Annotated in this window: 18 protein-coding genes; 10 read left to right on the forward strand and 8 right to left on the reverse strand. The window is 52.3% G+C overall.

Annotated features, from left to right (window positions below):
- The first annotated feature begins 69 nt into the window (after positions 1-69).
- Together MMC1_RS05630 and MMC1_RS05635 are read left to right on the forward strand one after the other, a co-directional pair.
- Positions 70-582, forward strand: coding sequence for a cyclic nucleotide-binding domain-containing protein (locus MMC1_RS05630; RefSeq protein WP_160162667.1), 513 nt, complete (start codon positions 70-72; stop codon positions 580-582).
- Between the two features lie 75 nt (positions 583-657).
- Complete coding sequence (locus MMC1_RS05635) at positions 658-1,854, forward strand: MFS transporter (protein ID WP_011712776.1); 1,197 nt, start codon at positions 658-660, stop codon at positions 1,852-1,854.
- 159 nt (positions 1,855-2,013) lie between these two features.
- On the opposite strand, the gene MMC1_RS05640 is transcribed toward MMC1_RS05635, so the two are convergent.
- Both MMC1_RS05640 and MMC1_RS05645 read right to left on the reverse strand, forming a co-directional pair.
- Complete coding sequence (locus MMC1_RS05640) at positions 2,014-2,700, reverse strand: ArsR/SmtB family transcription factor (protein WP_011712777.1); 687 nt, start codon at positions 2,698-2,700, stop codon at positions 2,014-2,016.
- 10 nt (positions 2,701-2,710) lie between these two features.
- Positions 2,711-3,067, reverse strand: coding sequence for a DsrE/DsrF/TusD sulfur relay family protein (locus tag MMC1_RS05645; RefSeq protein ID WP_011712778.1), 357 nt, complete (start codon positions 3,065-3,067; stop codon positions 2,711-2,713).
- A gap of 394 nt (positions 3,068-3,461) precedes the next feature.
- Here MMC1_RS05645 and MMC1_RS05650 point away from each other — a divergent pair, with 394 nt between their 5' ends.
- From MMC1_RS05650 to MMC1_RS05680, 8 genes are all read left to right on the forward strand, one after another.
- Positions 3,462-4,298, forward strand: coding sequence for a sterol desaturase family protein (locus tag MMC1_RS05650; RefSeq protein WP_011712779.1), 837 nt, complete (start codon positions 3,462-3,464; stop codon positions 4,296-4,298).
- A 2-nt stretch (positions 4,299-4,300) separates the two neighbouring features.
- Complete coding sequence (locus MMC1_RS05655; RefSeq protein WP_011712780.1) at positions 4,301-5,278, forward strand: VTT domain-containing protein; 978 nt, start codon at positions 4,301-4,303, stop codon at positions 5,276-5,278.
- Positions 5,279-5,412: 134 nt separating this feature from the next.
- Complete coding sequence (locus MMC1_RS05660) at positions 5,413-5,871, forward strand: c-type cytochrome (protein WP_011712781.1); 459 nt, start codon at positions 5,413-5,415, stop codon at positions 5,869-5,871.
- Between the two features lie 630 nt (positions 5,872-6,501).
- The gene (locus MMC1_RS22340; protein ID WP_265101294.1) at positions 6,502-6,633 is read left to right on the forward strand and encodes a hypothetical protein; all 132 of its coding nucleotides are present in this window, start codon (positions 6,502-6,504) and stop codon (positions 6,631-6,633) included.
- A gap of 15 nt (positions 6,634-6,648) precedes the next feature.
- On the forward strand, positions 6,649-7,143 hold the full coding sequence (locus MMC1_RS21070) for a reverse transcriptase domain-containing protein (protein WP_049757619.1): 495 nt from the start codon (positions 6,649-6,651) through the stop codon (positions 7,141-7,143).
- Positions 7,121-7,369, forward strand: coding sequence for a reverse transcriptase domain-containing protein (locus MMC1_RS22345; RefSeq protein WP_049757620.1), 249 nt, complete (start codon positions 7,121-7,123; stop codon positions 7,367-7,369). Before MMC1_RS21070 ends, MMC1_RS22345 begins: the two co-directional genes overlap by 23 nt.
- 658 nt (positions 7,370-8,027) lie before the next feature.
- Positions 8,028-9,047, forward strand: a complete 1,020-nt coding sequence (locus tag MMC1_RS05670) for an Rpn family recombination-promoting nuclease/putative transposase (RefSeq protein WP_011712782.1) — start codon at positions 8,028-8,030, stop codon at positions 9,045-9,047.
- Positions 9,048-9,568: 521 nt separating this feature from the next.
- Positions 9,569-11,977, forward strand: coding sequence for a type II secretion system protein GspD (locus MMC1_RS05680; RefSeq protein WP_011712783.1), 2,409 nt, complete (start codon positions 9,569-9,571; stop codon positions 11,975-11,977).
- A 405-nt stretch (positions 11,978-12,382) separates the two neighbouring features.
- Here the strand turns inward: MMC1_RS05680 and MMC1_RS05685 are convergent, their stop codons facing one another.
- The 6 genes from MMC1_RS05685 to MMC1_RS22125 form a co-directional block, all read right to left on the reverse strand.
- Positions 12,383-12,874, reverse strand: coding sequence for a Crp/Fnr family transcriptional regulator (locus tag MMC1_RS05685; RefSeq protein WP_143711370.1), 492 nt, complete (start codon positions 12,872-12,874; stop codon positions 12,383-12,385).
- Positions 12,875-13,303: 429 nt separating this feature from the next.
- Positions 13,304-15,493, reverse strand: a complete 2,190-nt coding sequence (locus MMC1_RS05690) for a SulP family inorganic anion transporter (protein ID WP_011712785.1) — start codon at positions 15,491-15,493, stop codon at positions 13,304-13,306.
- A 529-nt stretch (positions 15,494-16,022) separates the two neighbouring features.
- Positions 16,023-18,188, reverse strand: coding sequence for a CHASE2 domain-containing protein (locus tag MMC1_RS05695; RefSeq protein ID WP_011712786.1), 2,166 nt, complete (start codon positions 18,186-18,188; stop codon positions 16,023-16,025).
- A 61-nt stretch (positions 18,189-18,249) separates the two neighbouring features.
- Positions 18,250-19,218 (reverse strand): FecR family protein, encoded by a 969-nt coding sequence (locus MMC1_RS05700; protein WP_011712787.1) that lies wholly within the window; start codon positions 19,216-19,218, stop codon positions 18,250-18,252.
- The gene (locus MMC1_RS05705) at positions 19,218-20,546 is read right to left on the reverse strand and encodes a surface lipoprotein assembly modifier (RefSeq protein ID WP_011712788.1); all 1,329 of its coding nucleotides are present in this window, start codon (positions 20,544-20,546) and stop codon (positions 19,218-19,220) included. The genes MMC1_RS05700 and MMC1_RS05705 overlap by 1 nt, the downstream gene beginning before the upstream one ends.
- Before the next feature lie 277 nt (positions 20,547-20,823).
- The gene (locus MMC1_RS22125) at positions 20,824-21,057 is read right to left on the reverse strand and encodes an IS66 family transposase (protein WP_081436215.1); all 234 of its coding nucleotides are present in this window, start codon (positions 21,055-21,057) and stop codon (positions 20,824-20,826) included.
- Between the last annotated feature and the right edge of the window lie 328 nt (positions 21,058-21,385).

Below are 21,385 nucleotides of genomic sequence, written 5' to 3' on the forward strand. Positions count from 1 at the left end.
TTGATGTTGGATAAGATAATTTTGGCCTAGGTAGAGTGTCATTCTAGGAGAATGGATGGAGCGCAGATTGTGAAATTAGAACGCGAGTTGTTACGTAAGATCGAGTTTTTTCAAAAATTTAATGATGATGAGTTGGATAAGCTGCTTTCAGAAGAGAGTTTTTTTTCTTTCTATCAAACCGATGAATTTATTATTCGGGAAGGTGACAGTAATAATTGTTGCCTGTTTGTGTTGATTGGGGGTGAGGCGCGCGTCACCAAGTTAGACGAGCTTGGGCAGGCTCAAGAGGTAGGAACCCTGCCCCAAGGGGCGATCTTTGGTGAGATGTCCTTTATAACGCGGCAAAAGCGTTTTAGCAGTGTGTTGGCGGCCACAGACTGTACCGTGCTTAAAGTTGACCCCCAGGCCCTGGAGAGTATGGACAGCAATATCCATATTCTCATCCAGCAAGAGCTGATTCGGTTGCTGGTGTTGCGTCTGGACCAATCCAACACCCGCCAAGCGCGTAAGGATCTGGTCAATCAGGAGTTGGTCTCATCCATTCGCCAAATGCATAAACGGTTAGATGGGCCGGGTTTGTGATCCCTTGAAGCCAGTGATGTATGAAGGACCCCCTTTGACGATGGAAGGGGGTTTTTTTATGAAGGTGAACCGTCGATGGTAAAACAACTCAATCGCTGGGCCCAGAGTTGGGGTGGGTGGCGTTCGCCAGAGATGCTGCTACTGCTGTTTTCGGCGGCGTTGCCCTTGGCCTTTAGCACATGGCGGGCGCTGCTTAATAACTATGTGGTGGAGCAGGCGGGCTTTGACGGGGTAGAGATTGGTCTGCTCCAGAGCTTGCGTGAGGTGCCAGGGCTGTTCTCTTTCACCGCAATTTTTCTGTTGCTGGTTTTTCGTGAGCAGCGGGTGGCCTTGCTGATGTTGGCTATGACCGGGCTGGGAACCGCCATGACCCCTTGGTTTCACTCCCCAGAAGGGCTCTATTTTACCACCATTGTCATGTCGATGGGGTTTCACTATTTTGAAACCATGCGCCAATCCTTAACCTTGCAATGGATCGACCGCGAGCGCACCCCCATTTTACTGGGGCGGCTGGCGGCGGTGCGTGCTTTTGGGGCTTTGGTGGCCTTTGCCGGGCTCTATGTGGTGCTTACTCTGCTGCATTGGGACTATCCCCCTGCCTATATGTTGGGGGGTGGGTTGACCATGGCGTTGGCCCTAGTGGGTTGGTGGCTGTTTCCGCAGTTTCCAGAACGGGTTCAACAACACCGTAAACTGATTGTGCGCAAACGCTACCTGCTTTATTACCTGCTTACTTTTATGTCAGGGGCAAGGCGGCAAATCTTTGTGGTGTTTGCCGGATTTTTGATGGTGGAGCGCTTTCACTATGGTGCGGACCAACTCACCTTGCTGTTCTTAGTTAACTGCATCATCACCCTTTGGTTGGCACCATGGGTGGGACGTTGGGTAAGCCGCTACGGTGAACGTACCATGCTTGTATTGGAGTATGCCGGTCTGATTGGGGTGTTTGCCGCCTATGCCATGGTACAGAGCCATTGGGTGGCCGCAGGGCTCTATGTGCTGGACCATCTGTTTTTCTCCATGGCGTTGGCGTTGAAGAGCTATTTTCAAAAAATTGCCGATCCAGCGGATATTGCACCAACGGCAGGGATCTCCTTTACCATCAACCATATCGCGGCGGTGGTGTTACCCGCCCTGCTGGGGGTGGTGTGGATGGAGAGCCCTAGTATGGTGTTCTGGATAGGCGCGGCCATGGCCGCGCTCTCTTTGCTGCTGGCAACCCAGGTGCCGCGTCATGAGACAAGGGTGGCCGAGGCCGCCGGGGTGGCGTGAGAGGGGGCCAAGCCGATTAAGCGGCAAATTTTTGTGGATGGATGGGGTAGGGGTTTGGATCGAGCCAAATTCTGTGACTCTCCCCGCCATTGTGGAGGCCGTGCCAGCGCGCCGTTTCGGCAATCTCCTGGGTGATAAAAAACGTCGTGACCGCTTTTGTTAAGGGTTTGTTTCAGCCCTGCTGCCTCCCTCCACCGGCAAGCCGGCCAGCCGCCACTCTGGCAGGCCATCCTGCAACCGACGTGCCTTGATGCCCCGGGCACGAAGCCGAGCCACGGCATCGAAGGCCAACACGCACCACGGTCCCCGGCAGTAGGCCACCACCTCCTGACCGGCGGGCAGGAGGGCTAGGTTGGCCTCCAGATCCTTTAAAGGGATGTTGACCGCTCCAGGCAGGTGTCCTGCGGCATACTCCTCCTCGGGGCGCACATCCAGCACCGTGACCGAACCCTCCCGAGCCCGTTCCAACAATTCACGGGCGGGGATGGGATGCATGGTGTCGCGGCTGCTCAGGTAGAGGGTAATCAGTTTTTCTATATCGGCCAGATGATCTTCGGCCAACTCCCGCATCAGCGCAAGCAGTGCCACAACACGCCCGTCGGCCAACCGGTAATGGATACGCTGTCCCTCGCGGCGGGTCTCCACTAGGCCCGCTTGGCGCAGGATCTGAAGGTGCTGGGATGTGTTGGCCATCGACAGATGAGAGACCTGGGACAAGGCTTCCACGGAGCGCTCGCCCTGGGCCAGGAACTCCAATAACTCCAGGCGGTGACCGCTGGCCAGCGCCTTTCCGAGGCGGGCCAGTTGGTCAAAAATCTGTGTTTTGAACGGTTTGCCTGTCGCCATGGGAAATCCTTTAGAAGGTGATGACCCGGTCGCTGCTGACAACCCACTGGGCCAGAGCCGCCATAGTTGACTGCTCCGCGCCATCAAAATAGGGTTGATTTTTGTGAATGCCACAGCGCGTCATACAGGTCCCGCACACTTTAACCGCTACGCCTCTGGCAATCAACTTTTTGAGTAGAGCGACAACGTCCTGATCGTAACCTTCGGCAGGTTTGCAGGCATCCCGAGCCATATCCACAGCGTCATTCATGATAAAAATGCGTACCTCTTGCTCTGCATCCAGCAGGCTGGCGGCCAAACGTAAGCCATTCCAGGTGAGGTCGGATCCATTATAAGGCTCTTGATTGAAGAGGATTAGGATGGTCATGGTGAAAACTCCCGAAAAGTCAAAAGATCAATAGAACGATAGAATAAAATATCATATCGGCTGCTCGATGCTAAGCCAGAAGAAGGTGTGGCAAATTTGTGTTGTGTTTGGCGTATGTATAAATAAAATCTGCATATATCCCTAAAAAAATTCTAAATATTATACTATAATAAAATAAAAATTAAAAAATCAATTATTATAAGGTTTTACGCTGTGAATTTAGCGCCGCCACCATCACGCGCTGTTCAAAACGACACGCTAAACAACGCTATATGACTGTAAAGAAAGTTTTTTTTTCTTATCTGATGTTCTTATATGGAAAAGGCGGTTGACGCTGCCTCTGATTTCATATAATCAATAGAATAATTGAATATAAATCTTAAAGGAGACTGCCTTGGAAACTATTTTGCTGGAGCATGAGACGTTTATCCGTCTTGGGTTTTTCTTGGGGGTATTCGTCCTGGTTGCACTGTGGGAGTTATTGGCCCCACGGCGCACGTTGACGGTTCCCAAGGTTAGACGCTGGGGTGCTAACTTGGGCATTGTGGTCTTAAATACCCTGCTGTTGCGCCTGCTCTTTCCTATGGCCGCCGTAGGGCTGGCTATGGTCGGAGAGGAGAAGGGTTGGGGCCTGTTTAACATGTTCGAGACCCCGGCGTGGTTGGCCACCATCATCGCTGTAGCGGCGCTGGATTTCGCCATTTATCTGCAACATGTCATGGTGCATGCCGTACCCGTGCTGTGGCGGTTGCACCGCATGCATCACGCCGATCTGGATGATGACGTCACCACCGGTGCTCGTTTTCATCCCCTCGAAATTATCCTCTCCATGTTGATCAAGCTGGCGGTGGTGATGGTGCTCGGTCCCCCGGCCGTAGCGGTGCTGATCTTCGAGGTGTTGCTCAACGCCACAGCCATGTTCAACCACGGTAACATCCGCATCCCTGTGACAATCGACCGGCTCCTGCGCTGGATCGTGGTTACTCCCGACATGCACCGGGTTCATCATTCGGTCCACGCACCCTTAACCAATTCCAACTTTGGCTTCAATCTGCCCTGGTGGGACCGTCTGTTTGGCACCTATTGCGCCCAACCACCAGAAGGGCACATAGAGATGGCGTTGGGTTTGGATCATTTCCGCGATCCGCAGCAGGTCAACGGCTTGATGGGTATGTTGAAGCTGCCTTTTGCCCGCCACATCGGTGAGTACGCCATCAATCGGCGGTGGTGACGATGGAAACACCACATTTCCGTTTGAAGTTTATCGGCTTGATGGGGGTGCTCGCTTTGGTGGGGATCGGTGTTTGGCAGGGGCATTCCCTCGATCTGCCGCAGCTCATGCAGGGCATCGACAGCCTTGGTCCCTTGGCCTGGTTGGCTTTTATCGTCCTTTACGCCGTGGCCACGGTGGCGTTTCTGCCTGGATCACTGCTCACCCTGGTAGGTGGAGCGCTGTTTGGCCCAATATTGGGTACCTTGGTCAATCTGACCGGGGCCACCCTCGGCGCGGTGCTCGCTTTTTTGATAGCGCGTCACTTGGGCGCGGAGTGGGTGCGCAACCGGGCCGGATCACGGTTGGCTGCAATCCTGGATGGTGTGGCGGCGGAAGGGTGGCGGTTTGTCGCCCTAGTTCGGCTGGTCCCCCTGTTTCCTTTCAATGTGCTCAATTATGCCCTGGGGCTAACCCGCATTCCACTACTGCCCTATCTGCTCACCACCTGGATCGCCATGCTGCCCGGCGCGGCCGCCTACACCTGGCTGGGCTATCTGGGCCGAGAAGCGGCGGTGGGTGGTGAGGATCTCATCAAAAAAGGGCTGCTGGTCCTGGGGTTGTTGGTGGCGGTAGCTCTTCTTCCTGGGCTGCTGCTACGCTGGAAAGCGGCTCAGGGGCCGCGCTGGTCCATCGATGAGCTTTACCGCCAACAGACAACCGCTCAGGCCATGACCCTGCTGGATGTGCGCGATGCCAAGGATTTTCACGGCGAGTTTGGCCATATCCCTGGCTCACTTAATATCCCCCTGCCGGAATTGACGGCGCGTTTGCCAGAGCTCCGCGCCAGTGGCCACACCTTGGCCGTGGTCTGTCATACCGACAAACGATCGACCAAAGCGGTGCAACAGATGCGGCAGGCTGGGTTGGACAAGGTTATCCTGGTGCGTGGTGGCGTGCAGGCATGGAAGCGACGCAACTGGCCCCTGGAGCGGGGGTGATAGGAGCCCGCCCGCTATTCCCGCACAGCTAAATCTGAGGATTAAGGGAACCTGGAGGGTAAACTGGGTGTCCACGATAGCTGGTGGCCAAAATTGTTGGTCTGAAGCAAGGGATATGAACAGGAGACGAATCAATGAAACAGTTTAAGCTTTTGGGTGTGGCCATGTTGGTGTCAGGCATGCTGAGCGCGGGTATGGCCCAAGCGGCGGATGTGGATGCGGTGATCCAGCAACGTAAAGGGGTCATGGGTATCATTGGGGCGAACATGGGCTTTATGGGCTGTACCCTTAAGGGTGCGTGCGATGCAGGCCCTAAAGTGACCCTGAAACAGGCCCAAAGCTTGGCCTTTGCCGCTTCCATCTCGCTCGCGACCTTTGCCGAGAATGTGAAGGGTGCCTCTGTAAAGACGACCGCCAGTCCCAAAATTTGGGACGATTGGGCAAGCTATAAAAAGGGCATGCAGATTATGGAAGAGCGAGCACTGGATCTGGTTGACGCCGTTAAAAGTGGGGATAAAGGGAGCATGGGGGCGGCCATGAAAGGGTTGGGTGAAACCTGTAAAGGGTGTCACGACAACTACCGCGAGAAGTAAGTTTGGGCCAAGTTTTTTCAGCCCCGCCCCTTGGGCGGGGCTGTTTTCGTTGTGTGCCCGGCAGGGCACACGAACTTGGAGGTGCAACGCCTCTACCGGCCCGACAGGGGGAATGGTTAGCCGAACGGCAAGGGTGTTTACCGTGAGGTAAAATCTGAAGGAAACCGAAGGCAAAGCGCTGATCCGACGAACAGGAATCGCATACGAGGCGGTCATGCTGGATGAGGAGGCGACTATCTCTAAAGTCCGAAACCTGTACGGAGAGCATGGACGTATATGCGGCGGATATAAGCGTGAAGGTGCGTGTGCATTACCCGGGGAGATCTGTAGACCAGCCATGTGCTACCGGCATCGAGAGGTGCTGGGATGGGTGTGCAGAAGTCAGCCGAGGGCATAGTAGGGGTATCGACCACCCTGAAGGCCCGAACATGTTGAAGGTGGTGAGGCGTCTAAGTCTCGATGGAGGAAGCAGGTGCAGATGGCCGCACCGAGATGTGCGGAGCCACCGGGGAGAGCAGCAGACGGAATCCGACTGTGTACCCGGATGGTGCGCCAAACCCCACGGCGACGAGGGCAGAACCGAGCCAGGAGTACGGTTGTTTGTTGGAAGCAGTGGTCGAGAGGGAGAACATGAAGCGTGCGCTGCAACGTGTGAAGAGTAACCGAGGTTCAGCGGGCGTGGACAACATGACGCTGGCAGAGCTATCGGGGTATCTGAAGACGGAGTGGCCACAGATCAAAGAGGATCTGCTGGACGGCTAATACCAGCCGCAGCCGGTGCGCAAGGTAGAGATACCGAAGCCCGGTGGTAAAGGGGTGCGCCTATTGGGCATTCCAACGGTAGTGGATCGACTCATCCAGCAGGCGTTGAATCAGGTGATGCAGCCGATATTTGATAAGGATTTTTCAGAATCCAGCTACGGTTTCAGGGCAGGCCGCAATGCCCATGATACGGTGCGTCAAGCGCGGAATCATGTAGCCTCTGGCAAGCGCTGGACGGTGGATATGGATATGGATTTGGAGAAATTCTTTGATCGTGTCAACCACGACATTCTGATGTCGCGGATAGCGCGAAAGATCGGGGACGAACGGATATTGAAGTTGATACGGAGATACCTGGAGTCCGGGATGATGGCAGGGGGCGTTGTATCCCAACGCACTCAAGGTACACCACAGGGTGGCCCGCTATCGCCCCTGCTGTCCAACATACTGTTGGATGATCTGGACAAGAAACTTGAGGGTGACGGGCATGTTTTGCCGTTATGCGGATGACTGCAACATCTATGTTGGGTCGAAGCAGGCGGGGGAACGGGTGCTTGCCACCGTGAGCCGATACCTTGAGGAGGAACTCAAGCTCCAGGTGAACCAGGAGAAGAGCGCGGTGGACCGCCCGTGGAAGCGGACGTTTTTAGGGTACAGCATGACCTTTCACAAGACCCCAAGGCTGAAGGTAGCCCGTGGGCGTGTGAAGCGGTTCAAGGGCAAACTCAAAGAGTAGTTCCGTATGGGCAAAGGTCGCAATCTTCAAAGGTTCATAGAGCGTACCTGTCGTTTATTTCATCCAGCCGCCAATGGGCCTCGTTTGCGATCCCTGCGAGGCCGATTTCGCTGGACGATCAGGCAGAATTCCGGGAGAATCGGGGTGCGTAGTGACTTCGGCTGATGCTTAAAGCGCAGAATCCCCGACTTCGAGCACAGGCCATTGGTTCAGCGCCGAAGCGTAATCTTTGGAAATCTAGGAACGGGACAACGGATAGAGGGCAGGCTGCGATCCGTTTGTACCGGTGGTGCAGACCGCCTCTAAGCACTGGAAACGCGATGATGTTCCCCTCTCTCCATGTTGGGCCTTGATCGTGTAGCAGGGAGCGTGGCGTGCTATCCCAGGGGTAGGCCACACGGAATTGGCTGAATGAGCATGCCCACTTGAGCATTTTGCCGTGGTATGCATGTTCCCCACAAAGGCTTCTCCTGGCTTATTTTTTTGATCAGATCACGGAGTTTGCGAGGGCTCTTAGGCCTACCAGGACGTTTTCGCCGTGATCTCCATCTCCTGTTGCAGGGTAATCCTGGAAGTGAGCCATTCAGTGACGCGATGAATGAAATTGGCTACGATGCGAAGCATTGCTTGTCTTAGTGAAGAGTAAGGGATTATTCCGTTGGGCGATCACGATAGCAGCTACAAGCAGCTCTTCAGCCACGCAGAGATGGTGCGTGATCTGCTGTTGGGGTTTGTCCAGGAGGCGTGGGTCGAGCATCTCGATTTTACCAGCCTTGAGAAGGTGAGTGGCAGCTATATTACCGATGACCTGCGGGATCGTGAGGATGATGTCATCTGGCGGGTGCGCTGGGGCGAAGCGTGGCTCTACATTTTTGTGCTGATTGAGTTCCAATCGACGGTGGACTGGATGATGGCGGTCCGCATGAACGCCTACGTGATGCTATTGTATCAGGATTTGGTAAAATCCGGACAGGTGAAGCAGGGCGAGATGTTGCCCCCGGTGCTGCCCATGGTGCTTTACAATGGGAAGCCAATCTGGTCAGCGGCGACAGATGTGGCCGATCTTATTCGCCCGGTTCCTGGAGGGCTTGAGCGTTTTCGCCCGCATATGCGTTATCTGCTGATAGATGAAGTTCGCTATGAGGATGCGAAGCTGTTGGAGATGCAGAATCTGGCGGCGGCCTTATTCCGATTGGAGAAGAGCCAGTCACCAACGGATATCCGCGCTGTTTTGAGTAGTCTGATCGATTGGTTGAAAGCACCCGGTCAGTTGAGTTTGAGGCGAGCCTTCACCGTCATGCTGGGCAGGGTGTTGTTGCCCAGGAAAGCGTTAGGTCAGGTGATCCCGGAGTTAAACGATTTGCAGGAGGTAGATGCCATGCTTGCCGAGACCGTGCTGGAGTGGACCAAAGAGTGGGAAGCCCAGGGTATACAGAAAGGGCTTCAGAAAGGGCTTCAGAAAGGGCTTCAGAAAGGGCTTCAGAAAGGGCTTCAGAAAGGGCTTCAGAAAGGGCGTCAAGAGGGGGAGTCTTCACTTCTTTTGCGTTTGCTTCATCGTCGTTTTGGAGACATGCCTTCATGGGCTGAGTCAAAAGTAGCGAATGCGACCATTGACGAACTTGATACCTGGGGCGAGCAAATTTTTGATGCGGAGACGTTGGAAGACGTTTTCAAGTAGAGTCGGGATTCGTATTTTTTTCGGTCGATTGTGTTATGGTTATACCGCTAGGTGCGTGAAAAAGAGCTTGATGAGGCTCCTAGCGCATTAGGTTAAACGATGCCGACCCGCTTGATCGGGTTGTGGCGCTTCAAAGAACAGATCAAATGCGATGAAAGTTATAAATGCGCCCGTCCATTGCCAATGCAAGAGTAGATACTCCTTGAGTGCCCAGTAGGGCACCCTGCGTGGTATGTGTTGCTCATCGCGGTAGGGTAGGGGAACGGTTCTATGTTGAATTTTGCTCCACACGGCTAACTGTTTTTGCATGCCGAAATAATCCCTAGGTGGTTATAATAACCCGAAAGTTTTATTTATAAGTTTTTTTAAATCTCCCTTAAAAAAGATCAAAGCACACGTGTAGATCGCAACTGAGCGCGGTCAATCTCAGGCGTACAGCCAGGTATCTTGCTGAGTCCGAACATTTTTACAACCGAAGGTTTATGATGTCTGCAATGATTTTCCAGCAGGGGTACAAGAGTATGAATAAGCCATCCCGCTCCAAGCCATGGCTAAACGAGGCTCAAGCGCCAGATAAGGTTGAAATAAATGAAAACAATACCATGCCGTTAAATAGGATGGCGTGGGGCACATTTGTTTCGATGACTCTCATGGTTGTGTTGTTTGTAACGGGATGTAGCCCATCTACTTATAGTAAAGATGCGATAAAAACTGTAAATACAAATCGTTCCGAAGATTATTTTACCAAGGAAATGAACAATATAGACAAAGCGCAACTAAAAGAGAGACTAAAAGAAAGGTTAAAGGAGCGGCTGTCGGGCTACGACAGTGACCATTCCAACCTCTCTTCGCCCCAACGATACCCTGGTTCCTGTGACGTAGGCCCGTTCCTTTTGCGCAATCTGCATATGGAGCCCTTGACCATCAGTTACAATGATGTATCTCAAGTTTTAAGCACCTTGCGCGTGTTGGGTTATACGGTTATCAACCAAAATGATGCTAACGATGGTTCATCCGTCGTTGCCGGCACGTTTGACTGCAAAAAGTTGCCAGTCCTCGTCTCGCCGAAAACACTGGATGAGTCTCGCACCTCCTTTACCCAGGATGATTACGGTAGTGGCTCTAATACCACGCTAAACGGCGACCGCAGCTCCGCGCTACACCATCTTGATCAACCCAATGCCGGTGATCTAGATCGTGTCTTGGTCTTTTATCATCCAGACCAACGCCACGAGGTGGATCGTTTACAGAAAATTATTAAGGATAGCATCGACCATCCAGCCCCACAGGTCTACGTTGAGGGCATGGTTCTTGAGGTGAGCGATGAGGGGCTCAAAGAGTTAGGTGCGAGCCTTTCCAGCATAACGCGGGGTGGTGTTAACTCTCTTTCTTTAGGTGTTCTCTCGCCCGTTGCCGTTTCGGCTGGTGGGGGCAATGTGTTTTCCTTTACCCGTGACGGTACCAATGCGGCGGTCAATAACGCGCTGATTAAGATTAATGCGCTGGTCAGTAAAGGTGAGGCACAAATTCTTTCCCGCCCCAGCATTCTCACCATTAGTAACCGTCAAGCCACCATCCAGGTGGTGGATGTTGTGCAATATCCCGTGCTGCAAAACTCCACAGATGCGGTCGGGAACACCATTCTTTCATCCTACAGTTTTGAAGCCGTGCGTCCGGGCATTACCTTAAACCTACGACCAAGGGTGACGGCGAGTGGTCATGAGGTGAATTTAGAAATTGATGTTACCGTGGAGAGTTTGGTGACCGCTAATGATGGGGATGTCTACAACAACTCCGGCACACTTCTAGGTACCAAACCTGGTTCATCAAGCCGCAGGGTGCAAACCTTTGCCCGCATTCCTGATCGCATGCCGTTCATTATCGGTGGCTTAGTTTCGACCGACCGAGAGATGACCAGTAACCGCATACCGGTGGTGGGTGATCTGCTTGCAGATATTCCAATTCTTGGAGCTTTGGTTGGCTCAACGTTGCGCCAATATACCAAGCGCGAGGTGATTATCGTTTTGACCCCACATATTCTCCATGATGATGACGAGTCTATCGTTGCTACCAATGTGCCAAAAGATAGCGAGTTTTTTGATAGCCTGGATAGAACGCTGTTCCGTGATAACTACCGTCTGCGTTCAGAGGATATCTTTGATTTAAGATTCATTAAAGAAAATGCAGAGCTGAAAAAATACCAGAAAAAGGCGGCTCGTGCCGTGGCCGAACATCCACGTTTGGCACAAGTGGAGCCATTCTCAACCTTTTTAAACCAGCAAATTCCTGGTGGGGCGCCCATCATCAGTCGTATGATCTATGAGGTTGTCCGTAAAAGGGAAATTGATAAAAATATCGAATTGAAAAGTCTGATTGCTGTCCGCCATACTCCAGATGGTGATAATGGCCTAGACAAGCTTTATGAGCTATTTAAACAAGCGAACCAAGGGAACCAAGCGAATGGTCAGGCGAAAAGTTTGCAGATAACCTTTGAAAAACCAGCAGGGGACACTCTTCAGGGATTTGTGCATAGCAAAATTGTGTCTGAACCGCCAACGCTGTTACGCCAACGGTATGGCTTTGGCGAAAAAGCCTTTGATGACAAGGGCGGTTGGAAGCGTACCATCGTCATCAGTTCAGAAAAAGAGTTTGAGAACCTGCGGCGCACCGTGGCCGTTAAACATATTCAGGATATCAACGGTGGAGAAAGCCAACTCACACTAGAGCGCTTTCGCCGGGGTATGATGCTGGCGTTGCCGGTTTTGGAGTCAGGGCAGTTCCATGTCGTTGATGAGAAAACAGCCGAAATTTTCTCAAATATTAATAACTACTACCCAAATACCTTTGAAAAGTTAAAAGAAAATTACAAAGTGTTGGATCAAGCTTTGGAGATGTTACAGCCGACGCCTGTGGGCAGGAGCAAACGCTAAAGGGTGTGACAGGGGGGCTGCGACAAAGCTGAAACGGGCGCATGAAAAATCGGGAGATCGTTCAGTCAGCCACGTGCCTTTGTTGGCTTAACGGGGATGCAAAGGGCGCGTGCCCAACGATCTAAGCCGCGATCCGAGTTTTTGGAAGAGCCGCGTGGATTGCCAGCCTGGACCACCACAGAATAGGTGGTTTTATTTGCCCTTGGGTGGATTGGAATCGGTGCGATTGGTCATCCATTCATCTTAATGGCGATAGAGGATTGCCCTTGCATAATCTCCCCCTTAGGCGCCGATTCTGACGACCACCCACGCCATAGGCTGCTCTAGCGATGGCACTCCAAAGCCAATGAGTGGCTAGGGTCTGATTAAAGGGGGCATCTTATTTTTATAGAGGAGGGGCCAAGGCTATTTTCTAAAATCCCACACTTCTTTGTTGGACATCTGTCTGGTCAAGTTATCCACACGCTTGGCTAAGATCTTTGCAATGCCGCGCATCAAAATGATGCCGCCCTCTGGGTTTTGGCTACACCATGTGTGCAGCTCTGCCCCACGAATTTTAAGCACCAAACTCAACTCCGTACAGGTGACACGTGCGGTTCGTGGGATGTTTAACAACCAACTGATTTCGCCGTAGAGGTCGGTGTTAATGGGGTGCAGATCAAGATTTCGCGCATCTTGATGGTTGGATAACATGGCGTCAACGTCCGTCGATCCTTTTAGCACGATTAAAAGGTCACGGTTTTGATCATCCGTTTCAGTGTGCTGCTCAATTAATCGTTGTCCTGGTTCCACTCGAATAATTTCACAAAATTCTGCAATTTGCATTCTTGCGGATTCGGGCAGTAATTTAAAGAGTTCAATTCCTGAGAGCTTCTCGTATATGATTTGAAAAGACATCGTCTTGCACTTCCTGTTTATAGGTTGTTTACCTCGTAGAGAGGGCTCCATCTGCCTGTTTGTCCGGGTTCGGTTCAGTTCCATGCCAGCCTAACACCTTTCAATCTATCCTAACAGCATCAAACGGTGAGCCTAAGGTGCACGGTACGACATTTTTATTGTAAAAAACATCCACCGTTCGTTTAGAGAGCATAAATATCTTTCAACCAGAGGTTTTAAGCGCGTGGTTTATAACCGGATGGAACAGAAAGATAGACAAAAGTGTCCACAAAAACCCATTCATGCGGTTAGACGATGGCGAACAAAGGCGTGGCGAGAGCGCTGATGCGTATGATGTTCATAACAGATTCTTCTTGCCATAAAAGCGGATTAGAGAAGCGACCCCGGCTTATCTCGCCCGCTTTAAGCGCTCTGTTAACCCCGCTAAAACTATGAGAACATCACCCGGTAACGCGCCTCATCAAACAGGATGCGTTCCGTGAGCAAACGAGATATGGCGGCGCTCAGGTGCGCGGCGACAAGGGGATCTTCCTTGAGTAGGCGTTGGTAGTTTGCGTGAGAAAAATGGTGTACGATGCCGCTCTCCTCAACGATGGCCGCAGCAGAACGTGGCAGGGTGTGATACAATCCCATCTCTCCGACCAACGTTCCCTGCTCCAAAATCCGTACCTGTTTTGTCCACCCGTCGGGATGAGAAAAATAGATCGCGATTTTGCCTGACTCAATGATATAGAGCCCGTCTGTCACTTCTCCCTGCTCAAATAGGATATCCCCCGACTTTAAGGAGAGTTCTTTTAAATAGGGTAAAATGCGTGTGGCCATCTCGGTGGAGCCCATAATCCGCGTTAGCAGCGCTGTCCAGTCGGTGGGCTCATATGTGGAGCCGTCATACTCTTTTAAGAGTTGTTCTTCACACCATGCGACACCTTGGTCAAGGGCATTAAAACGACCGTTTTCTTCATTAAAATTCTTATCGACAAGCCCCATTTTTATAAAAAGTGAGACATGATTGTCGTTTAACCCTGTATATATCATTGTTATCCCTGTGGCTTTAGCTTGGGAAATGAAATTTTTTAGCCCCAGCGCCCCCGAGGTATCAATGTGATTGACATGGGCAAAATCCAGAATCAAAAATTGAGTTTGGTTATTATGGACCTCAACATGGGCATTGATCCTATCAAGTAATTTTTGTGAGGAGCCAAAAAAGAGAAAGCCGTTGAGGGTTAAAATATGGATCGCATGACCATGTTGGCGCAAAAAATCGCGACGCGCTTTCCCCCGCTCCACGTTGCTACAGTAGTGCTTGCCGGATATTTCATATTTGACCACGTCCACATGGCTATAGTTGATAACAAAGAGAAAAATAGCCATCACCAGCCCGACCGCAACGCCAGCTAAAAAGCCCGCAAAGGCCACAGCAACCGTAATAACCAGTACCAGCAGATAGTCACTAATCGGTAGCCTGCCCCAAGAGCGCCACAGCCACTCACGCAACAGAATAATGCCAATATATACCGGCATGCCGCCAAGCAGGGCGATGGGCAGGTAGGATAGGTTGCGCGCATCCACAAAAAAGACCATACCGCAGGTCAACGCGGCAATGACGCCGGTCCATTTGGAGGCCGCCCCCAACCGCCAAGCCAGAAAGGTATAGGGTGGCTGATGGGCCGAGGCTAAGCCGCCTACGGCAAAGCCAGCCAAACTGGCAAAACTGGCCGCTTTAAGTTCGCGGTTGAGGTCAAGCTCCGCTTTGGGAGCCACCAACTCCAAACTGGAAACGTTAAAAAGCAGGGAGATGCTGCCGATAACCAAGATGGTTAAAATGGGGTATATCTCAGTGGTAAGCAGGCCCCAGTTTACCAAAGAAAAATCGTGCAACGAAACCGGTGGCCAAAGGATATCAGGTTCCCGCACTTCCAGTAGCCATCCAATCGTCATGGCCTCGGTCATGGAGATATCAGCAAAGTAGAGTACGCCATGGACAAGGGCAATCAACGACACCATCAAGGCGGGTATGACCAAAAAGTGGCGGCTGTAGAGTTCAGACAAAAGGAGTAGTAGGGCAAAGGCGAGACCCGGTGCCCATAAAGTCAAGATCTCTGGGGCCAGCATGTTCGGCAAAAAGGTGAAGCTTAAAGGGTGGCCGGTCATCACCACAAAACCGCCCTGGAGTAACAGCCAGCCGGTGCTGGCCATAAAGCCGCCCATGACAGGGTGGGGGATGTTACGAATAACTTTGCCCAGCCCATAATGGCCCATAATCAGCAACGAGAGACCGCTTAACAGGGTGGTGATTAAAATGGCCGCTATCACGGTTGGCAGAACCTGCTCATCCAAGCCACGGCTGTAGAGGGTTGCCGCGATGGCACCGGTCATGAGGGGTAGAATCGCCGCAGTATTACTTTGTGGCGCAGCGATCACCCCCTTTAACGCACTGCCCAAGGCGACAACAATACCGCCAACTAAAAAGGCAACCAGTACCATCCCAATGGCAGTGGGCATGAATTGCTCCAACTGATTGGGAAAAATGAGGGCTGCTAGAGAGATGCCGTAGGTGATGTTAAGCAAGCCGATAAAAAATCCGACCACCAAGTTTTTCGACCATTGCTTTACAAACATTAGGTTTTCCTAATATAGTGTACGTTTAGGAATATACAGGATTTTTGTATCTTTTTTATGGTTTTCCCACCACGAAATGGTGAGACTGCTTTAGCGCCGCCTACCCATGGGGCACGATCTTCCCTTGTGCGAAACAAGCGACAAACTGAGCAGCCTTGTTCTTTAAAAAGGCCAGCACCCTTGATCGTTTTTTCCCGTAGCATCTGGCGGGCCATATTTTAAGGAATACGATAGCCTGAATATGCAGCATTGTCCCCCATTTCGCAGAATAATCTTTCCAGGTATGGTGCGTAGATGTTGTGGTTGCCAGAGAGCCTAAAGTTCAAGGGCCGGGCATGCGGGGATCTCTCCCCCTAAGAGGGTGGCGAAACCCAAACGCTCTGGGGAAAACCGTGGGGCGCCCAGAACCAAGGCTAACTCGGTGGCATGCAACGCTTTGGGTAAAGGCACTCTTAGTGTTGAGCGCTCTTGACGATGGATCGGCAGCCTAAGGGCTTAGCTTTAATCACATTGGCATGCGGCCCTGTTGTTATTTTTGCGACATGGTCATCTCTACCCCCGACTGCCCCTGCTGCAACCGCTTAACATGCCATTGGATCAGCGGGTCCGTGGGGTAACGGGTAAGCAAATCATCAAATGTTTTAGCTGCTTGGCTTTCCCCCTGCTGTAATTGCTGATAGGCTGCGAGATAGGCCTGCATCTGCGGTGAGTCATAAGACTCTTGGCTAAGGGGTTCAAAGACCTCTAAGGGCTGTGACTTGCCTTTTAGAATCAGTGCTCCTACCGGGCGGCCTATAAAGGTCGCATCTTGCATGACCGACGCCACGCTGATGCAGACCCGTGTACCCAGATGTTTATTAACACTCTCCAAGCGTGCAGCGGTATTGATGGGATCCCCCAAAGCGCGGTAGTCAAGCAGTTTGGATCCTCCAAAATTCCCCACAATGACCCGCCCCGTATGAACACCAATACGGGTGCAGCCCAGGGGAATGCCCTGGGCTTGCTGTTGCTGGCGGAACTGTTGAGCAAAGATGTCCATATCTCGGGCGCAGGCAATGGCCCGTGCCGCATGATCGGCTTGGGGTAGCGGGGTAGAAAACAGGACCGCCACGGCATCCCCCACAATACGGTCTAGGGTGCCTTCGTGTTGAAAGGCAATAGAGACCATGCCATCCAGGTAGCCGTTCAGCATCGCGACCAATGTGGGGGGCTTATACTGCTCCATCAGGCTGGTAAAGCCTTCTAGATCGGTCATAACAAAGGAGCACTCGCGCTCTTCGCCACCCAGTTTTAAGCTATCTTTATTCTCGACCAAATATTTAACCCGGTTGGGCGAGACATAACGCACAAAAGCATCTTTAACCCAACGTTCATCCTTGGCAAGCTGGAGGTATTGCGGGATCAATGTGGAGACAAACAGTAACAGCATGCATAAAATGGGATAAAGAGGATCAATAAAGATCTGTTGCTGGCTAAACAGGTGCCAGCAGTAGCTTGCAAAACCCACCATGGCGGCCACCACAAAAAGAATGGCCCACACTGGCCGGAAGCGAGCCAATAGGGTATAGAGCAGCAGCCAAAATAGAATAAATCCAGTCACGATTTTATCATCGAGCAAGGGGGGCTGTTGTAGATAGTTGCCTTCGATCAACTGTTCGGTCAACTGCACATGCACTTCAACCCCAGGCACCAGCTCCTTGAGTGGGGTGAAAATGGTATCTCCTAACCCTTTGGAGGTTGCCGCAATGAAGACCAAATGGTTGGCAATCAGCGCGGGTTCGACCTTTCCCTTGAGCAACTCAGCGGCAGAGATGTAGCGCGATGGATTTAAGGGGCGATAGTGCAAAAACACCTCACCCGCCGCTGTGATGGGACGCTCAATTGAGGCCAGTTTTAAACGGCGCAAGCCTGCGGGCCCCAGCGCGTCATCCTGCGCACTGGCGGTAACGGCAAGCTGATTAAGCCCTAAAAATAGGCGAATCGACTCCAACCCCAAAGTGGGGAAGGTGGCGCTTCCTATACGATAAAAGAGGGGTAGATGGCGCAAAATACCATCGGTATCCGCCGGCAATTCCAAAACCGCATTACCCTCAGCGGCCTGTTCCAGCAGGGGTAAATTGACCGTAGCAGCCTGGTAGTCGGGCAGCATGGTGCGTATATCGCCACCAAAGACAAACAACCCCCCTTTGGGCTGAGGTTGACCGCTGACGTCTTTGGCTAGCGTAGCTGGGCTAGCGGTGACAAAGCCTGTAACAACGGAGCTCTGGGCGATCTGTTGGGCAAAGATCTCATCATGATCTGGTAGCTTTGCAAGGGCCGTTTGCAGCGCAGATTGTCCAGGCCAGTTTTGCATCATCTGTTTTGGTGAGGTACGGTCGGGTTCAGCAAACAGCATGTCAAAGGCAATCGCCTGGGCACCCATGGCATTGAGTTGAGCGACAATCTCCGCAATGCGGGTGCGGGGCCAGGGCCACTGCCCGATGCTTTGCAAACTGGCATCATCAATGGCGATCACCCGCAGCGGAAGATGCTCTGGGTATACGCGGGGAGAGAGCTGCTGCAATTGATCAAAGCTCATCAACCGCAGCCGCTGACGGAGCGGTGGATCAACAATCTGTATAATAATCAATACCATTAATAACAGAAAGGAGATCCAAAATTTGGGCTGCAAAAAGATGGCCCTGATACGTTTCATGGTGGACTCCAAGCTTGGGTCAAATAACCATCATGCCAGTTAATGCGCGGTCATAGGCATGTTAAGGGGGTGGCGGTGGCGGTGGCGGTGGCGGTGGTAGTATCTTATGCAGGGGGTCTAAACCCATGCCTTGGGGAGGTGGTGGTGCGCCTGCGCCGCCCATACCGCCAGCGGCCATACCACCAAGGTTCATACCGCCAAGTGAGCCTGCCCCCATCATCCCCGATAGCTTAGGGGGGGGCTCGGCGCCAGGACCGCTACCGCCGGGACCATCGTTGCCCGGGCCACCGCTATTGGCCCCGGCAGTGCTGTCGTTTGCCCCGGCGCTCCCGGGTTGGCCTGCGTGCTCTGGCTCGCCATGATCATCTTGTGCGCCTTGTTGGTTAGAATCCCCTCTGCGCTGCATGGTGTTGTGTCCCTGGTTTAGGTTCAGTTTCATCGGGGTCATGCGGGGCATGGTACTGAAATTTTTCACGAGGGCGTTGCTGCCAGCATGAACCAGCAGCGTACCCGCCGCATTGCTTACATCCACCGCACCCTCACGCACGGACACATGCAACTCGGTACCAACGCTGGCCATATAGTCGGTACCCCGGACCCCCAGCATGGCCATAGCTGTATTGACGCGATAGTTTTTTTTGACCTTTTTCCCAATGCTACCTGTTAACGTATGGATAGCCCCTCCCAGCAAGCTAAAGTTCGCCCGATCAGTGGGGTTTTCTTGTCCGCTAAAGTGATAGTCATCTATGGCAAAGCGGCTGTTGCGATAGAGTGACAGTAACATGCCATCGCGAAAACGCAGTTGCACATAACCATCTTTAGCCGTGACCAAGGTCTGCCCGCTATAGATGGTGTCCCCTTTTTTCAAAGGCTGCATGGGCTGATCGGTTTGACTTACCTGCACCTCTCCCGTAACCAACAAGGCTGTCGCCGCTGATTGGGGTTCTGCCCATAGCGGTGGTTGCCACACCAACAGCAGAGCCAACAGCACCATAACATTCAATCCAAAAGTCTTAACTTGCGGTTTCATTAAAAACTCCATTGGATCGAAAAGTTGCCCTGATAACGTGCATAGGTATAAAGCGGTAGGTTAGAGCGATTGCTGCTGTAGCTAAAGAGTGGTAGTAGGGAAAAACCGTGACCAAGGGGGTGTTCAAACCACACTTGCAAGGTCGCTAATTGATCTTCCCGGCGTTGATAATAGATGGTCTCCACCGCATCATAATCACTGCGTTCGATGCTGAACAGCCCAGAGAGTTGGCTGGCCTTACCTATGGGCACTTCTCCACCCAGGCTAGCCCCTAAAATACGGTGACTTTGATCGTCATATTGATCCTCAAAAGACCACGCCTTGCCAATATTAAAATCGCCATACAGACTGGAAACCCGCTCGCCTTTACCGAAACGGTGACTGTAGGTCAAACCCACTAGGGCTTGGGCGGTCTCTTCATCCACATTATTGGGCAGGGTATAGTTTAGATACTGCACATAGCTGTTTAGCTTATCGCTGCTACCGAGGGTTCGTTCCCAATTGAGCTGGCCACCCCAATAATAGCGGTACAGATCTTCGGCCACCCAATAAAATTGGTTGAGCAACATACCAGCATACCGGTTATCCCCCTGTTTATAGAGGATGCCCAGTTGAGCATTGGTATAGGCGCTATCTAGATCATCACGGCGCTGATTATTCTGCTTGGCCACCTGTCCCCGAGCCATCAGCCAAGTCTGTTCGTTTAATTTCCAACTTCCTTGCAGACCAGCCGAATAAATCTGGCTCCAATCATGGAAATCAGCAGCATTCCCTAGCGTGTAAGAGGTTCCAAGCGCCGGTAAATAGAGGTCGGTCGCATCTGGCCCTGTGGAGACGTTGCTGTCCAAACCAACCGTGGCCGAGAGGTATCCGCTTAGCTCAAATATTTTCTGAGAGGGTTTAGGCTGTTGCATCAAGCTTACCGCCCGCTGCTGATCTTTAATGGAGAGTTGCTCCAGGGGGATGGGCTGAATTTGTGCCCGAGCTAACGCCGACTCACCGATCTGTTGATAGATCTCCGCCAGAGCCAAGCGTGCCCCGTGGTGATTGGCATCCACCATGATCACCCGCTCCAGCGCAAACTGTGCCTCGCTGTTTAAGCCCAATTTTTGATAGACCAGCCCCAACAGATAGTCATAATCAGGATTCCCCGCTTGTTGCACCATCAGTGGCTCTAACAGGATGCGTGCCTGCTGTGCGTGGCCATCTGCGAGTGCCTGCCGAGCCTGGGTAAGCATGGGCTCGGCGTCAGCGGCATGGGCTGCTCGTTCCCCCATAAATAACAGGCTCAGCAGGGCACAAACCAGCAGCGGGTGATACTTGAACATGGATTCTACCTTTATGCCTGAGCGGGGAAAATTTCCCCAAAAATCCGGTGGTGCCCTGCGTTGGCCGTTTCATAAGGGGGATGAGAATTCAGAGGTGATCAGAATGTCCGTGCGTCCTTTTGTTCTCTGTTTGACCTCATCCACGACCTCCTGGCATCTCTGTGTCGTGCGCTTCCCAGAACGAAAACTCAGCAGCAGACGGTGTTCCGGGTCTATCGCCGGGTGGTCCCCATTCTCCCCCTGATCCTCTTCGTTATGCTCACAGTGTACTTGCTTTTTAACACACAAAGCGCCATTTCTCATCCAGTTGCACTTCACGAGCCAAAGGAAGGTAGGCTAAAAGATGGTCCCACATCAAGTTGATGAGCCGCTGAATCTCACCTCTTGCTAGAATCATCCACTGAACCAGAGTGTTACGTGGGAGATCGATACCTGCTTGGGTCAGGATTGAGCTTGGTCGATAGAGAGGCAGGCCATCGGCATACTTGCTGACGATGACATGTACCAACATTGCTGCCGTGGCCAGTCATTTAGAACTCGGACGACAAGGGGCTGGGGCCGTTATTACGCCAGACTTACAGTGAGGGTAGCCATATTTGATCTGGATATGGCGGATGACTTCTACCTTGGAAACGTCCCTACCGCTGGGGAAACAGTATTGGCTTTGGCTGCGGCTACCGTGCCGTCCCGATGTAGATGCGTAACACATCCGGCTGTGACAAACACCAGCACGGTACAGGCAAGCTTCAATATGCCAACACGCATGCCCCTTTCTAACACCTCAATGTGAACCTTACGAAAGCCGAACCGAAGCGCGTCTACGCCCTCTGCCAAGGAAG

The sequence above is a fragment of the Magnetococcus marinus MC-1 genome (assembly GCF_000014865.1).
Classification (GTDB): Bacteria; Pseudomonadota; Magnetococcia; order Magnetococcales; family Magnetococcaceae; genus Magnetococcus; species Magnetococcus marinus.

Coding starts and splice junctions, on each gene's coding strand:
- MMC1_RS05635 (WP_011712776.1), top strand. CDS start 658: ATGGTAAAACAACTCAATCGCTGGGCCCAGAGTTGGGGTGGGTGGCGT.
- MMC1_RS05640 (WP_011712777.1), bottom strand. CDS start 2,700: ATGGCGACAGGCAAACCGTTCAAAACACAGATTTTTGACCAACTGGCC.
- MMC1_RS05645 (WP_011712778.1), bottom strand. CDS start 3,067: ATGACCATCCTAATCCTCTTCAATCAAGAGCCTTATAATGGATCCGAC.
- MMC1_RS05655 (WP_011712780.1), top strand. CDS start 4,301: ATGGAAACACCACATTTCCGTTTGAAGTTTATCGGCTTGATGGGGGTG.
- MMC1_RS05660 (WP_011712781.1), top strand. CDS start 5,413: ATGAAACAGTTTAAGCTTTTGGGTGTGGCCATGTTGGTGTCAGGCATG.
- MMC1_RS22340 (WP_265101294.1), top strand. CDS start 6,502: ATGAAGCGTGCGCTGCAACGTGTGAAGAGTAACCGAGGTTCAGCGGGC.
- MMC1_RS22345 (WP_049757620.1), top strand. CDS start 7,121: ATGTTTTGCCGTTATGCGGATGACTGCAACATCTATGTTGGGTCGAAG.
- MMC1_RS05680 (WP_011712783.1), top strand. CDS start 9,569: ATGAATAAGCCATCCCGCTCCAAGCCATGGCTAAACGAGGCTCAAGCG.
- MMC1_RS05685 (WP_143711370.1), bottom strand. CDS start 12,874: ATGTCTTTTCAAATCATATACGAGAAGCTCTCAGGAATTGAACTCTTT.
- MMC1_RS05690 (WP_011712785.1), bottom strand. CDS start 15,493: ATGTTTGTAAAGCAATGGTCGAAAAACTTGGTGGTCGGATTTTTTATC.
- MMC1_RS05695 (WP_011712786.1), bottom strand. CDS start 18,188: ATGAAACGTATCAGGGCCATCTTTTTGCAGCCCAAATTTTGGATCTCC.
- MMC1_RS05700 (WP_011712787.1), bottom strand. CDS start 19,218: ATGAAACCGCAAGTTAAGACTTTTGGATTGAATGTTATGGTGCTGTTG.
- MMC1_RS05705 (WP_011712788.1), bottom strand. CDS start 20,546: ATGTTCAAGTATCACCCGCTGCTGGTTTGTGCCCTGCTGAGCCTGTTA.
- MMC1_RS22125 (WP_081436215.1), bottom strand. CDS start 21,057: ATGTTGGTACATGTCATCGTCAGCAAGTATGCCGATGGCCTGCCTCTC.